At 28.4% G+C, this 17,769-nt stretch carries 2 protein-coding genes; both read left to right on the top strand.

What is annotated here, in order from left to right; genetic code table 4:
- Window positions 1–15 precede the first annotated feature (15 nt).
- Entirely contained in the window at window positions 16–8,919 is an 8,904-nt protein-coding gene (locus ACT1UH_RS02595; RefSeq protein ID WP_444704864.1) for a hypothetical protein, read from the top strand.
- Window positions 8,919–17,762, top strand: a complete 8,844-nt coding sequence (locus tag ACT1UH_RS02590) for a hypothetical protein (RefSeq protein WP_444704863.1) — start codon at window positions 8,919–8,921, stop codon at window positions 17,760–17,762. Before ACT1UH_RS02595 ends, ACT1UH_RS02590 begins: the two co-directional genes overlap by 1 nt.
- Window positions 17,763–17,769: the final 7 nt, after the last annotated feature.

The raw sequence follows: 17,769 nt of genomic DNA, 5'->3' as shown, positions 1-17,769 counted from the left end.
AATAAAGGAGGAAACATGAATGAAAGAAATTTAGATTTAGAAAAGAAGCATAGAAAAGTAAAAAAAGGTGTTATTGTAACTTCTTTATTAACTGCAATACCGGCTATTACCTTAGCTGCTATTGTTCCTTTTCTTCATAATACTGAATATAAGTCAATAGATACAAAAGCTCATGATGACTTGGTTCAAGAGCAAAAGAAGGCTAGAATATTTTTAAATAAGTATGATGAAATGCTTTCGGAGCAATCAAAAAATAAATTACAAACAGCAATTAACTATGCAAATCAATTAATCGCAAATAAAATTAGCAATCAAACAGCTGATGCTGTCTCGGCCATTAGAAATATGCTTGATCAAAGAAATATTTTAAGAAGAATGGTAAGCAGTTTAATGCTTGTTGATTCAAACAGTGCAAAAATAGCACGTGATGCTATAGAACAACTAGGCAATTTAGTTAAGTCACCAGATTTAAAAAATGAGTTTAATAAACAACTAGACATCTATAATGCTAGTCAGCAAACTTATGATGATAAACAAAAATTTGCTGATGAGGTTGAAAAAATAATTGCTAAGCAAGACAAGATAGCATTTGATCTAGAATTAAAAATGAATGTTTTTGTCCTAAAGAATATTCAAAAAACAGATAGACTTAATATCAGTATTAAGAATGTTAAGGTTCTAAAATTAATTGATTTTATCAACGGAAAACTTGAACAAAATGTTTTATCTAGGGATAGTGTTGTTGATGTCTTAGATACATTGTTCACAACACAAAGTAATGATTTATTTAAAGATGAATCAATTAATAATGAAGGTGAAATTCAAAAAATTTATTCACAAATTGTTGAGGCAAAAAACCAAGTTGCAACAATGGATTTAGACCAGACAATAAAACAAATCATTTATGATGAACTAGATGCTATTAAGAAGTTTGTAATAGAAAATAAAGGAAATCTATCATTTGAAGTTATAGGACTGCAAGATTCAAAAAAAATAACGGCTTCACAAGTTATAAGTGACTATATATCAACAATAATCAACAAAACATCAGACTATTTTGGCAGTGATGAAGCTACCTTAAACAAGGTAAAAGACTTAATTGCACAAGCAGATAAAATTAAACAACAGGTTGATAGCAAGTTTATTGGTGCTATTGATTTTGCTATTATTCAAGCAAATAATAAGGTTAAAGATACAGACCCTTCAACCAACAAATTAAAAACTCCAGCATATAAAATTCATTCCGATTTATATAGGGCGTTAAATGAAATAGCTATTGCGAATAAATTACTTAATGATGCGAAGGAAGAAATTAATAAAATTCAAGATGCAAATTTTAAGCAAGCACTTATTGACAAAATTGAAAATCAAGAATTCAAAAGTAGTGCTGGCTTCTTTGAATATGTTTCAACTATAAATCAGATATTAAGTGATATTGACACTAATAATACCCTTAAAAATTTCTATAAAGAACAATTTAACATATTATCTAAACAGTTAAAATTTACATCCGGAAAAAATAGATACAACAAAACTTTTGTAAATGATGATTCTACGCTTTTAAATGTGCAACAAGCACTTTTAGCTATTAATGAAATTGACTTTGAGAATACTTCTCTTGCGGATTTAAGTAGTAAATTTGAGGAATATAGTGAATATGAAAGAATTGCCAACAAGAAGGAAATTGAAACTATTATCGAAGGAATCGAAGGCGAAGTTTCAAAAATCGTTAATATAAATAAATATTATCCAACCATCAAAAAAACATATGATAGTTTAAAAACTAAATTATTAGGATTGGCTTCAATTTATTCAACTGCAACACGTAAGGAAATGTCTGTTTTTGAAGATGAAAAAGCCATTTTACCTAATGGTCAAAAAGCGATAGCGGGTGGTTTAATCAAGGATGCTCTTGATTTCTTTGATGTTGCAAGGCTGTCGCATCAATCTAGCCCGATTTTTGAAGACAATAACAAGTTATTGGAAGCTATAAAAAAAGAGTGAAAAAATAATCCTGACTCGCCAGTGGCTAAAGATTTATCATTTAAAACAGCACGTATTAGTGCTGATATTAAATTAATTATGGAAGATTATAAGCTTACCCACAAACAAAAAGAAATAGAGATTGCTAAGCTCAAAAAATTACAGGATGAATATTCTAAGAAAGTGGTTAGTGCTAAAAGATTAGAAAATACAAAGGATGAAACTGTTCAAATTTTGGCTATTGTTAAAAATAAAGAAAAAGTTAAAACATATTTGGGTAAGGAATTAAATGAAATTCAAAAATTGAAGAGATTAGCTGATGAAGCACTAGCCGATCCAACACAACATGATTTGGATGATATTCAATCTAAATTATCAACAGCTTTGAATGATTTTGAAAATAAACGTTCAAAACTCGAATCATCAACTCAATCAGCAATCATTGCTCAACTTATTGATGATACATTTTCGTCTCGACGTGAAGAAGGTAAAACTACTCCTGTTGAATCTAAATTTTTAGAAACATTAAATAGTCTTCAAGCGGAAGTTGATGCTATTAAAGATGATAAAACTTTATCAGAAAAAGAAAAGAGCGACAAGCGCCAATTAATATCCAATAAATTTGATATTTTACGTGAATCTATCGAGGTTGCGGCAACATTCGAATTGTCTATTAAGCAACTTGAAGTCGAAAATAACGAAGCAAAAAAAGTGTATCATGCGCTAAAAGCTGATTCGACTAATAATAATTTATTTAAAACAATGGAAGCAAGAGATCAAATAAGAACAACAGTTGATAGACTCGAAGTTTTAAATAGCCAAACAGATGCTTTAATTGAAAAATATCACACAATAATTGAAAAACAATTATATAATCCTGAGATTCATAATAAGACATGAATTACAAAACAAAATGTTGATATCGCTAATCAAACTCAAAAAATTAAACTTGAAGTAGCAAAAGACAAATTAACTAAAGAAAAAATTTTATTAGGAAATAATAAAATTGCTGATGCCGATTTATCCAACAATTTAAAAATTAATAATGATCCGTTTGCTTTAATTAATGGTGATATATCAATATTCGAAAAAGCTAGTGAAGATGGTCTTAGTGCTATTGATAGTGCTCAAAAAACTATTGATGGTATGATTTCAAGCATTGATGCTTTACAAGGCGAACTAAAAGGTTTATATGATAAATTAATCAAAGAAACTGAAGAGGAAAAAATTAAGGCAATTCAAAGGGAAATTGAATCAAAGAACTTCCAAATTGATGGCACAGCACAACGTATCACTTTTAATTATCAAAATATAATTAATGACACTAATAAGATAGTAGCTAAAATTGGTTCACAACATAGCTTACTGGAAAAAACAAAATTGTCTGCTATTGAGTTATCAAAAGTTGATAAGACTAAATATTTTGAGTTATATACCGCTTTTACCCAAGTTATAAATGTTAATAGAGGATCGCTGAATGATTCCTTAGCTGAAATTAATGATAAAATTATTGCCTTAAATGAAATTAATGCAAAGATTGAAATATCGAAAGAAGTTAAGGATGCTATTGTACGCTTACAAGCTGTAAGAGATAATCAATATAAATCAGACCAAAATGATAAATCACAAAGATATATTTTTGAAAAGATTGATAAGGAAATAGAAGAAGAAATCGCTAAATTTAGCGCTTATATTTCAAATTACCGCACAACAAAGGCTGACCTTGTTAATCAAAAACAAAGAATTGAATATTTAATTAATCAATTTATGGTTAAAAAACAGGAAATTCACAGTTTATTTAATGATGCCAAAAATCGTTTAGAAAAGCAAATTGATAAATTTTTAAATGAAGAAAAAAATAATAATTTTTCGGTTTTAGTACAAACACCTAGTTTAACTAATGGGTCAGAGTTGCAAAAACTAAAACTAAAATTTGATGATTTAATTAGTAGCCAAAAATCAGATCCTCAAGATAAGTTTAATAAATCAAATTATGATAAAGCTAAATTCGAAGAATTGCAAGCATTAGCTTCAAAAGTTGATATTAGTTTTAGAAAAGATGAATTTAAAAATACTAAATCACAAGTTGATAATAAACTAAATGAGCTAAAAAATAAAATGAATGAGTCTCCAATGGTTAATTTTGAAAATAACTTAACTATTGAAGGCTTTATTGCAAACATTAGTGAAACTGTCACACACGCAGACAATGAGGTTATGCCTAAGGTTAATTCTACAGATGTAAATGATGTTTTAGCCGAAACTAAACGAATGGAAACACTAGGAAATCTAATCGAAGAACAACTAGCTGTTTCAAAAAGATTACTAGAGCTAAAGAAAAATAATAGTAGAAGTGCCGATGCATACAAACGTCTAGCAGATGCTTTAGTTAAGTCAGTTCCAGGCCAAAATGCTTCTACAGCTCTAATTGAAGATAAAATCACTGAACTACGCAATGCATTTGCAGAATCAGTGCCTTTTGAACAATTAAAACAAAACCAAAGAGATAGATTTGAGGCATTCAAAAAAGAAGTTGAAGGCAAGTTTAATGCGCAAACATATGATTCTATGGTTAAGGAATCATTAATTGGAACTAATGGATTAATTTCAAAATATACTAAAGAACTTGAGGATATTGTTTATAACAATGATAAAGCTAAATATGTTGAAGAAGTTAATGAAGTAAATAAAAAACTTCAAATTGTAAAAACAAATCTTAAAACTATTTTATCGCTAGCAGAGGCAGTTAAGGAAAATGAGGAAAAAGTAGCAAAACTTTCAGTTACTGATGGTCCCGTCAAGGATGTTTTTGATAATTTAAAGAAACAATTTGAAACACAAATAAATGATGCTAAGTCTTCATATAATGATCCATCTAAGTTTTCAATTTTAAGTCAAAAGAAAGCTGATTTATCTTCATTAGTTGTGAGATTAGAGAAAATAATTGAATTAAACAAAAATATAAAAACTCTAAAAGATGAATCATCAAGCATGACCTATAAAGAAGGCAGAAACAATACTGGTGCAGCCGCTGCTAAAGAGATGCTAACCAAATATGTTGAAAAGTTAGAATTATTTGCAAAAGATTCAAAGGTAAATAGTGACCTAAATCAAATGCAAATTCTAGATGAAATAGTAACCAAATTCAAGAGATTAATCGAAAAACAAAGAACAATCTTAGCAACTTATGATTCGTTAGGAGAGTTTAGTTTTGAAGGCCAAAAATATGGTTATGAAATTGATCAGAAAAACATAGGTCAATTTGTAAATGACTCAATTCCCGAACTACCAGCTGATGTATTTGCGCCTATTACTATAACTTCAAAAATTGACGCAGCAACTAAAACGCTGGAAAGCCAACATCTTGCATACCAAGCTTTATATAATTCAAGAAAAACAGCATATACTGACATTGAAAAAGCATTTAGTGATGAAAATAATATGCTAACAACATTGGATAAATATAAGGACAAAACCCAAACGATTTTTGATGAACTTAAAAAAGATAGAACTACTAGATTCAAAGAGAGATTAGATGCTATTTCAAAGGTTATTAATGCTGCCGATATAAATGCGATTGATAATATAAAATCAGAAGTTTTATCTTCACATTCATTATTTGAAAAGTATGCTGATTTGGCTGTTGTTGTTGCAAGCGCTAAGGAACAAGTTGAAAAAGGTAAGGCTGCAGCAAACAAATCAGAAGCTTTAACCAATGCTATTAAAACTCTTGAAACAGAATTTAATAATGTTGAAAAAACACAAGCAGCACAATCAAAAGATAATTTTTACTTTGGAGTTTTGATTACTCTTGAAATTGAAGCAAAACATAAATTAATTGAAAGTAATGCTAAGAAGATTGATATTTTAATTTCATATTCAGATAAATTAAGTAAATTAACAAGCTCAAATGACCTAGATGAAGAAGCCAAAAAACCATTAAGAAAAATTCTTGAAAATTTATTAGTTGAATTAGGCAACCGCGATGCTATTGATGTTCGTGGCTTGGAAGCCCTAAAAGAAACTTATTTAGAAGTAGGAAAAAATAGCTTTGATATTAGTCTAAAAAACAGCATCGAACTTAAAAAGGCTATAACTCAAGCAGAAGCATTTATACCAACTAGCGCCGATAATGCTTACAAGACCAAGGAAAGTGCTACAATGATGAGTTTATATACTTCGTTGCAGCAAGCGGTCGATGAAGCTAAAAATAATTTAAAAAATGAGACACATAATGAAGAAAATAAACTAGCTTCTATCTTTAAACTTACAAATCCAACTGAAAGTGTAGTTCAAAAACTTAAGGATCAAAAACGTGAAGAATTACGTGAGTTAAAAGTACAAATTGATGAAGCAAATAATTTTCTAACTTCTTCATACACGAATATTGGGCCTGATAAAACAAAGACGCCTTTGCAAGAGAGTTTTACTAATAATGCAGTTTCGTTGCCAACTAATTTATCTCTTGATACGTTAGCAAACATTAAAGATGCTAACGAAAAATTATTAAAAGCTAAAGAAGCTCTTAAAAATCAAATAGCTGCAATCATTAAATTCGAAAAAAATCATTTAACTATTGTCAAGAATAGATTGGATTCGTATGTTAAATTGTTTAAATCACAACAAGTTTCAATAGATAATAGTAATAAGCAATTGACTACTGAGCGAGCTAAAAAATTAAGTGTTTTATTTAATATTGATAAGTTGATTAATGGTTTTGAAAATAATGTGACCTTAGCTGGTCAAGTCTTAAATAAAGATACTTCAAACTATAAGTTAATTTCACAAGAGTTAAGAAATACCTCGAATACCTTAGAAAATGACTATCAAGCTATTAAAACATTAACAAAGAATGCTGCCGAACAATTGAAGATCCAAATTAATTCATTTAATGAAGAAATGAAAGATCAAAGTACGACCAATATCTTTAACATAATAAAATTATTAGATGGAAAATTAAATACTACAAGCAGCGATAATATTAATGGTATAAATGAGATTAAACAAAATATTCAAAAGATAAACCAAGCAAATACTGCTCTTCCTTCTGATTTTAACAATCTTGCAGTGCAGCAATTAAATATAAACTTTAATCAAGATATTAATGCCTCGACTGAGAACGCAGTAAGAGATGATTTTAAGAAATACTATGAAGCTATTGAAAAAATAATTACCGCTCTAGAAGCAATCGATAATCTAATATATGGTTCTGGTAATTTGGATACCGCTAAAAAAGCAGTTGGTAATTTAATTAATTTCTATACTGAGGTTGTTTCTAAAAGTGTGCTTGATCATATGCTTAATTTGGTCGCTGGAGATAATTTCAAACAAAACAATTCATCAAATAGTGTCTTTGCTAATATAATTAACTCATACAACGCAATACATAATTCAGCCGTAACGCAACAATCAAATACAGATAAGGCATTGATGAATAAAAATTCTTCTGTAGCTGCTAAGCAAGAAGCGCTAAAAGCTATTTTTTCAAATCTTAATAATTTAAATAGTTGAATTAATGATTCAAGCAATAATATTTTCTTATTTGATTATTTGAATAAAAATAATGCTGAGAAAATAAGGGAAATAAAGCCTAAATCAAGTACTTTGTATGAAAACTTTGTTGAAGAAATTAACAAGATAAATAATCAATCAAATGTAACTGAATTAGATATCACGCAAAATCAAGGATTGCTTAACTTATTTGATGTCTTTGCTATTCTAAAAAATAACGGAAATTTACCTTACAATACCACTAATGTTAGGGTGTTTATTACAAGAACTGCAACTTCTAATTCATGAGCACCTGAATTCTTACAAACCGATACTTCAACCAAGAAGACAAAAATTAATCTTAAGGTTGTATATAAGCATCCTTCAAGTCATTCAAATCAAAACTTTTTCAATGATGTAGCTGATAGAACTTTAACATTTAATGATGTTTGAATTACATTTAAAACTTTGCCATTCTTTAGGGTTACAAAAACTGATTTAGGGCAAGAAAACCAAACACTTAATCAAAATAAAACTTTTGTTAACAATCACAAAATATTTGAGGCAAAAAAAGCGGGTTGAAACAATAGAAATATGAATGTTAACCTAATGAATGCCATTGCGGAAGGTGCAAATAAACATTTATTAAACCACAATCTTAAATTCATTCGTGAGGATGTTTCGTTTAGTAGTCAGCAATGAGATGATTTATTATTTGGTAAGCTTCAGAAGCCGCAAAATGTTGATTTGTATAAATTAACATTAGAAGAAGCAATGAAGAATGAATACAAAAACTTTGATCTTTCAAATTCACATAATAACTTAAAATATAAAATTAAAATAGATAATTCAAAAAGCTTTATCTTCGCTGAAAATGGTAGTGGTAGAAAATTCAAACATGCAATGTTATCGAATGGTAAAATGTTTTCATATTGAACACAAACGGGCGCCGATCTTGATTTTACATCTAATACCTTTAGAAACTGAATTCCTTTTGGATATACAATACCAGTTGTTTTTGAGGAAGATGGAAGAATGGATTTTGGTGTGCTACACACATGATATGAATTATTAATTCAAAATAATATAAATAAAAATGATGCATCATTTAAAATGACTTTATCGGGTCACTCAAAATGATATTTCTATCCTCCAAAAGATACTACGGAGGAAAATGAAATAAATAACAATCCACTAGTTCAAGCTCATCCAAATGACGTTAATATTAAGGCATATGTTTTTGCCGAAATGTTTGCGGCAAAGTGAACTGATAAAACAAGACAAGCAAACAATCAACAAGGCCATGGTTATCCTGATTACCAACAAAGCAATCATCCAAAAGGTAAACGTGGTGGAAAAGAATGGAATGAACCACAAATTTTAAAGGCATATGATCATTTTGATTTCATGGTAAAAATTCATGAAGATAAAGAAGGGGATAAATAATGAACAAAATAACTAAGAAAAGAACGGCTGCTGTTGTTATGGCAACCATTGCTACTGCATCAACTCTTGTAGCAATGTATTTGACTAACTCTAACCATAAAACTACCGCTCCAAAAATTAATGACAGATTATTAAAACAACTTGAAAATAGTAATCTACTTTTTAATAAAGTGGTTGAGAAATTATCCTTCAGTCCAAAACAACAATCGCAATTTAACAATCTTAATAACCTTGTTAAATTAACATTATCAAATCCTGAGTCATCTGCTGTTGAAAAATTTATTGCCTTAGATAACATTAAAAATTTTCAGAAAGATTACATAATTAAATATGTTAAAAGATTAATAAATAGTGAAGAACTTAGTAAAAATGATTTAAAAAACATTGAAGAATTATTGAGAGATCAGGCATCAAGAATTAGGGAAATAGATATTAAGAATCAATTTGATTCAGTCGACTTAACTGATATAAAAATAAGCCTTTCAAATCTTAATCAATTAAGTAAAGAACAACAATTTAATTGAATTAATAAATACAGTGAGTCATTAAGCGCCAAAACTGAATTGCAAAGGGAATTAATTGAGAAATATTTATTGGTTCCAAATAATAGTTTTGATGAAAATATTGCCGAATTAAAGAAAATGCTGCCAACAAAAGCATTACGTGGTGATATTGAGCAAATTATTAAACAAATTGAAGATGATATATTGTTTAATGATTTTAGAATTAATGATATATCCATAAATAAGCAATTGGTTGAAAATAAATTAATGGATATTAGAAGCATGACTAAATATGCAGAATTCAATGATTTTTATGAAAAAACAATTCATAGTATTGAAAAAAGTGTTGATGCTAATATCTTATTTATTACATCAGAAATTCTTAAGAAGTCAATTGATAGAAAAACTGATAAGAATTTATCTGAACAACTTCAGTTACTTGGTGATCAAATTTTATTAACCAATTCTGTGTATCAAAATAAGAATGTGTTTGATCAAATGATTACATTTGTAATTAGAAACGAAATGATTACGCAAGAATCTCTAAATGAAATTTTAAATTATCAAGTAACTAAAAATTACATAGCTTTATTCGATTATTACAAGAATATCGTTTCTATTAAAATTGATAATTCATTAACAATAGCTGATCTAAAATTAGCCAAAGCAAACTTTGATATTTACGAAAAGGCTTTGAATGACAAAGAAACCTCTTTAAAACAAGTCATTGATGATTTTGGTTTATTTGTTCAATATGTAAAGAATGTGAATATTAATAATTTAACTCAACATTTTGAATCTATTTTAAAAGAAAAAACATATAAAAATTTAATTAATATTGTTGATTTTGATAAACACAATAAACAAGAAATTATTAATAAAGTGATTGATTTTATGAATAGAATCAATTATGTGCAATATGTTGATAATGAAATTTCAAATGTTATTAAAGAATTTACGCAAGTCCATAAAAATAATCCTAAATTGCTAAATGAACAAGAATTAAATATTCTTCTTAAACAATTAAGTGATTTATATAATCCTAATATTAGCATTAGCGAAGTCCAAAAAAGAGTAGTAGAAATCAATAATCTAGCCTCAACATTGGTTGAAACTAGACTTGAATTAGCTAATATTGCAAGAGAGATTGAAGATACTATTATTAATATTAACGGTTTTGATGCCAATACTAAGACTAAGTATTTAAGCAAGGATGTTCTACAAAAAGCAACTGATTTAAAAAACCAAATTCTAAGCGAGAACATTCTTTCTGACTTATCTACACAGCAAATTATTAGTAAAAAATATAGTATTAGGGAACAACTAAGAACTTTGCAAAAGGCACAGTTAGCTTATTTACAAGAAAGAACGTCGCAAGAAATTGCTAAATTAAAAGAATATGATTTATTAAAAATAAGTCAATTAACTAGTGGAAAGTTAAATAACATAAAAACTCAAAGTGTTGACATTAATTTATTGGCTAAAATCTTTGAAAAATTAAATATTGATTCAAAAAAAATAACATCAATTAATTATAATCCCATTGTTTCAAAAGATATTCTTAACCAAATTCAAAAATATAAACTAATAGCAATTATAGAAACTACCCGTTATCAAAATGATGCCGCAAAAACACGTAGTGAAGTTGAGGACTATGCACTTTTAACATTTAATCCAACAAATGAAAAACCACATTCTTATACTGATTATGAACAAACGCAGTTGGATAAATTGAATAGTACAAAAAAAATTCTTGCTGACCGTGCTACGCAAATAAATAATTTATTAAATGATGTATTATTGAAAGGTTTTGAATTCGATAATCAAAAAGCTAATCAATTCAGCAATACAAAGTCAATTGATAGCGTAATTGGCATTACAAATAGCATCCAAGAAAGTGCAAAAATTATCAGAAAAGTTAATTCTACCTTAAATGAGTTGGATAAATTAATTGATGAAATTAAAGATGATGATGAAATTAAACATCAATTTGCACAAGATTTTGCAGAAATTGAAAAAGTAAAATCTGATATTAAAATAGCGCTTCAAGCAACACCTGTTGATTTTGAATTAGTTAATAAATTAAGTAATCTTGCAGATGAAAAATTAAAAAATCTAAGAGATAAGAGAAAAGACAGCAGCCTCGAATCGCAAATAAAGAGTATTGAAAAACTAATTAATAAAAATTATCAACATGAGGATTCATCACAGCCGATTTCCGAAGGTGAAACATCGTTGCGTTATGCTTATAATGAATTATTAAATCAGTCTCGCCAACCGGGGTTATCAAAAGCTGAAAAAGATGAAATTCTTGATAAGGTAAATAAGATTAAGGCTATGGTCTTTTATGTTAAAGATATTGAAAATAATATTGCTAGATTTGAAAAAACTTCTGATGAATATAATGCTCATACTGACAAACGTTCAAGAGTTCCACAAGCCATTGCCTCATCAGAGAGAACCAAAAATGAAATTGATTTAGTTATAAGACAGATTGCTAATGTTAATAATCTTCCTGATGTTGCCAAGGTCGCTGATTCTGCACGACAATCCAAGGCCATAAATGATGATTTAGACTTGGCATTTCATAAGGATCAGATTCGAGCAAGAAATGAAGATGTTCAATCTAAATCATATCCATCTTCAACTAATCTAAAACCTATAGAAGCTAAGGTTAATGATGCAATCAAGCAGATAGACACATATGCCAAAGGGAAAGAATCTACAACCTCTGATGTTACTGCTCAAGATGCTGTTAAGATTTTAACTGGACAAACGCAACTTATTGACGTAGTTAAGAGAGCAATTCTTGAATCTGATAAAATTAAAAATTCTTCTTCATTAGTAGAAACCGAATCCGCCAAGGATGCTAATGCTTTATTAGATGAGATTGATAAAAATCTACCTGATAACTCTGATACTATTGAAATTATTAATAAAAAGAAGAAAGCAATCGAGGATGCTATTGTTATTTCGCAATCAAAACATGAATTGCGTAAAATTGTAATTAATGATTTAGTTAATGTTTTATCAGAGGAACAACAAAAATATAAGATTCTTGAAGTAGTTAAGAATAAGGTTGCTGCCGCAAGAGAAACATATGAAAAAATACTTTCAGTTAACTCATCATCTGGTGGTGAAACTTACACACCTGAAAGTCTTGCTTCAAAGGTTAGCGAATTAAATGAACTTGTTAAAAATTTGTCGAAAGAACGTGATGACCTAATTAAAAAATATCGTGAAGAGAAAGCTCGGATTGATCTTGAAGTTATTCAATACGATAAAAAGTCATTTCATAATTTGCCTAAACCAGACTCACTAACGAATTTTGAAAATTACGAAAAAGCTCGCCAAAAATATGCGATGGATATAAATGATCCGATAAACTCAACTATTGAATCTATTAAAGAAAATGAAAGAGCAATGGTTGCCGGATATCATAAAGATATTGTTTTAATTTCCCTTGAAAAATATAAAGAATTTGTTAAAACGGATGTTGATAAACTAAATAATTCAACAGAAAAAACCTTTATCAAATCGCATTCAGATAGATTTTTAGCTAGAATTAATAATCAGTTATCAGTTGATATTGATTTTACAATAGCACAAGGTCTAATTGTTAATATTAACGAGATGTTAAAATTCCATACGCTTCAAATTGATGTAGCTACTGAATTAGAACTATATCAAAAAGATTCGAATACTGATGTTAATAAGAGGGCAATTGCTGAGCTTAAGGCATTGTTAAGTGATGAGCACACCCCATTAGAAACTCTAAAAATAAAACAACAAAATGAGTATGTTTTAAAGGAACTAACACGCATCAAGGAAGAAGCTGGACTTAGAGCAAGAAACAAACAAAAAGCCCTTAGCTTATTGCAACACTTTGAAAACTTTAGAGCATTACCAGGCCTAAATAATGGTCAAAACCAAAACCGTGTGATAGTTGATACACTTTCTAAACAAATTTTTGGAAATAAAAGCGTTGAGCTTGGTGATTTAGCTGACAACTTCTTAGTTACAAATACAAAGGAAGCTATTAATCAAATTCTTAATTTAAATCTTCAATCAACAACCAAAGCTCAACTTGTACAAGTAAGAACCAAAATTGAAGCAATTGAAAAGATCAAGGAATATTATGATACACTTGCTTTAATTATCGGGTCCGCTGAAACGGTGATTAGTGCTGCTGGTTCATCAGTAACTGATACTGTAAACTCGTATATAACACAAGATCTTAATCCTTTATTATCACAGGCAAGAGAATTATTTAAGATAGTGGTAACAGATAATTCAAAAACTTCTGATGAATTAGCAGAGTTAAATAAACAGAAATTTATTGACCTAATTAAAAAAATTCAGGTTTCAAAAGAGCGTATTCTAGATGTGATTGAAATAACTGAAAAAATCATTGATAAAATTAAAGAAATTAATAGTGATCTTGATTTCTATAATCTTGAATCAATAAGTGGTACGAGAAATAATGATAAAATTGATAGTTGATTAAATGTTTTATTAGCAGATGCTGCTAACAACCTTTCAGAGACAACTGATATGCAAAAAGCCCAAAGAATTGCTAATGTTAAGGCAAGGGGTGAAGAGGCTCTAAAATTAACTCAATTATTAAAGCAAGTGTCTTCAAATGTTGCTACTTGAAGACTTGAACGTCAAGGGTCAACAAATTATGATGCAACCCAATTTGATGAGAATAAAGTAATTCAATATATGTGAGCTGCCTTACCAAATATTGGTCAAAATCCAACTCAGGCTGAAATTAGTGTATTTATTAATGAATTAACTAATAAGGTTTCTGAACAAACTAAAATTCGTCAAACTCGTAAGGACTTATTTGATGGTATTAATAACATTAAAAATTCTACTTCATATCAAAATGCTAAGCAATATCTAACTTTAATAACCTCATTAAATAAGCAAATCGACGATATTATTGATTCTTCAACAAATAAAGAAGAAACAAATAGTGTTGAAAAATTAGCGCAAAACTTGAATAAGATTAATAATCTAAAGGCGTTTTTATCAAAATTAGTTGAATTAGCTTCAAAAGCGACAGAAATTGAACAATTTGTAAGTGCTTTTGTACCACTAGATGTTACTGTTGACAATAATAAGATGGAACTTGAAAATGAACTAATAACAGTTAAAACATTTTATACATCTGATATTCCATCTGCTGACAAAGCAGAAGAAGCGTCAAACAGTATAGATAAGAAGATTAAAAAGCTTGAACTTTTGAAGGCTCGCTTGGAAGTTTATCAACAGTTAGCTAGTGTTAAACTTAAAATAAAGAATGATACTGTAATAATAGCAAGTGAGAAAGACGTAATTAATAAAAAAGTTACCAATTTTGAGAACGAATTGAAGGCAATTCAATTAAACGAAAATACTGATCCTAATACATTTGCTAACTTAGCGCAAAAATGATTAAATGGTACAGGAAATGATTCGATTGAATATGTTTTAACAAATTCAAGAACATTAGCTTATAAATATCAAGATGCCCAAAATATCCTTGACTATAAACAAACTGGTTTAAATGAGTTGCTTGATTCTAATGCTGTTAAGGAAGCATATACGCAACTTCAAAAATTAATTACTGAATCAAAAGAATTAAATAAAAATATTAATAATGATGAATTAGCAAAACTTGGTCAAATTAAGAAAATTCAGGATAAAATTGATCATCTTGTTAATGAAAAAGCGAACTCAGTAAGACAACTTCGTACTAAAACCAGCGAACTTTATGATAAATTATCAAAACAAGGAGCAAATGAGGTAAAAAGCGGGGTATTGTTGCCTACATTTTTAGAAAACGCCGTTAACTCTCTAAATATCAATAATGTTAAGACAAGAGACAATACTTATCCTGAGGCTGTTGAAACAATTAATAAAATAAACACTTCTTTAAGAAAAGCCCTTGATGAGTACAAGAAGCAAATTATTGCTACTTTTGATACACAACAAACACTTTTAAATTCCGAATTTCAAAAGCTTGTTGATTTTAATGCAAATATAATTAATGATACGTTATGAACACAAAGCGCTAAAGATAAATTAACAACATTAGGAAATTTAAAAACAACTATTGAAACTTTTATTAACCAAAATAAAAACTTCAAGAATACCGTTGATAGCAAATATATTTCAATTGACTCACAAAATTCCTTTATAACAGATTTTGTTAATTCTAATCTTGAAAATATTAAATTAGCTAAAGAAGTAAAAGAGCAACTTATACAAAAAATAAAAGCAGATATTGCTCAAATGATTGAGGAAAATACTGGTTTTATCTTCAAAGTAACCGCTACATTTGATAAATATAATAATGCATTTTCTAATTCAGACTCAACTAAATTATTTGAAAAAGCAGGATTTGAAAATTCTAAGAAGTTATTTGATGAGTTAAAAACTAAATTTGAATTATTAAAGAATAAAAATTCAATGATTAAAACTACTGAATCTGCTCCTGATTTACAAAGATATGCTTTAGAAACAAAAGAATTAATTAATGGATATGATAATTTAGTTAGTGAATTTAAGTCAGAATTAGTTGGATTATTGAATAAAAGACAAAATTTAAATGATATATATCAATTATTATTTAAATCATCAGTTAAATGAAAAAGTAACACTGATAAACTTAGTGCGCTTGAAACTCAATATACTCAAAATTACGATTCATTAGCTAGTGAAAAAGATGAGATCACTAAGGAAAAATCCTCAGATATTATTAATGATACATTCTTATCCGAAAAAACAAATAATGCTCTAAGCAATATTGAATCTAAGCTAAAGGTGTTACTAGATTGAACCAATACAAATAGCAAGTTGTTTTATGAAAATATATTAGGTGAAACAGGTAGTGATACAAGTGTTAATAAAACTAAACCATATTATCAAATTTCTGCTAAGTCTGGCATCACAAGAGAGGAGTTTGATAGAAAATTAGAACAATTAGTTCCAAAAAATAATGAAAATGAACTTGATATTACAAATTTAGATGGTTTTCTTGAATTATTTGATAAATTTGCCTTTACTAAGATCGATAGAGATTCAATTTATAATCCCTTAAACTTTAAGGTTAAATTAATTAAAGATACTAGCACTGCTAAATTTGTTAAACCAGGCAGTTCAAGTATTGCAGAAAAAACAAATACCCTTAAACTTCGTTATGAATTTAAACCAACTAACCTGGAGATATTTAAAGAATTCTCAGGATTTTCAATAGAAAAGGATGTTGATATAACATTCAAAACAAAACAAGACCTTGAACTTCCTGCCGGTACATCTAGCCTATTCTTTAAAGATTATAATAAAAATAATTTAGGTAAACAATCTAAACAAGTCATTGGTAAAGCCGATGAATTAGGGTGAACTCAAACGGATGCTGATGGAATTAAAAAACAAACTATTGATACATTTAAAAAGGCACTAGGTCTTGAAAACTCTAATGATGCTGTAATTATAAATTATAAAACTAGAGAAATATTTGATTATAAAAACAATGGCGGCAATGCAAATAACCCTACAGTTACAAAACGTAAAGATTGAATAGACAAAGCTAACTTTAATATTAAGTTTCAATTTCCTGAATTCGATGTTTACCAACAATCCACATCAGTTACATGAGAGTCGGAAAATCAAATACTAAGAATAAGAGTTATTAATGATAGTTTAATTCAAGTTGAAGCAATATTACCTGGAAAATTGTTAGTTGGGCCACAAAATTACACAAATAATAAAAATACCATTTTTGATACAAATGGTAATGAAATTACTAATGCAAATTCACAAATCTATGATTCAACTAAAACTATGCCGGTTTCAGCAATATATACATTGAGATTAGGCGTTGATTATGATTCAAATACAAAAGATGTTTCATTGTTTGTCAATCGTTATGAAAGCTTTAATGTTGCAAAAAATAAAAGTTTACATGATGATTCAATAACACCTACTTCTGAATTTATGTCTAATAGCAACAACCCTCAATCAAAAGCGTATGTTTGATCTAATTATGACTTTGCCAAATGATTGTCTACTCATCCTACGAGCTGACAAACACCAGATGTCGCTGATAGTAGCCATAAATCGCCACTTGATCACCCTAATAACGGATTTAGATATAGTGGTGGCTCAAATAAAGAATGAGATCATATGTTAAATAATGATATTTGAGTAAAAAATACAAGATCATCAGGGACTTATATATGAACAAATAATGATCAACAACAAATAATTCAAGATAGTGAAATCGAAAAACTCGCAGTAGTTTATAACTCTGGTATTATTAATTTTGAATTTAAAGATTTAAAGAAATAATGCTTAA

Origin of the sequence: Mycoplasma sp. 332, assembly GCF_052378275.1 — a bacterium.
In the GTDB taxonomy this organism is placed as follows: domain Bacteria; phylum Bacillota_I; class Bacilli_A; order Mycoplasmatales; family Metamycoplasmataceae; genus Metamycoplasma.
This window is presented reverse-complemented; position numbering and strand designations above follow the sequence as displayed.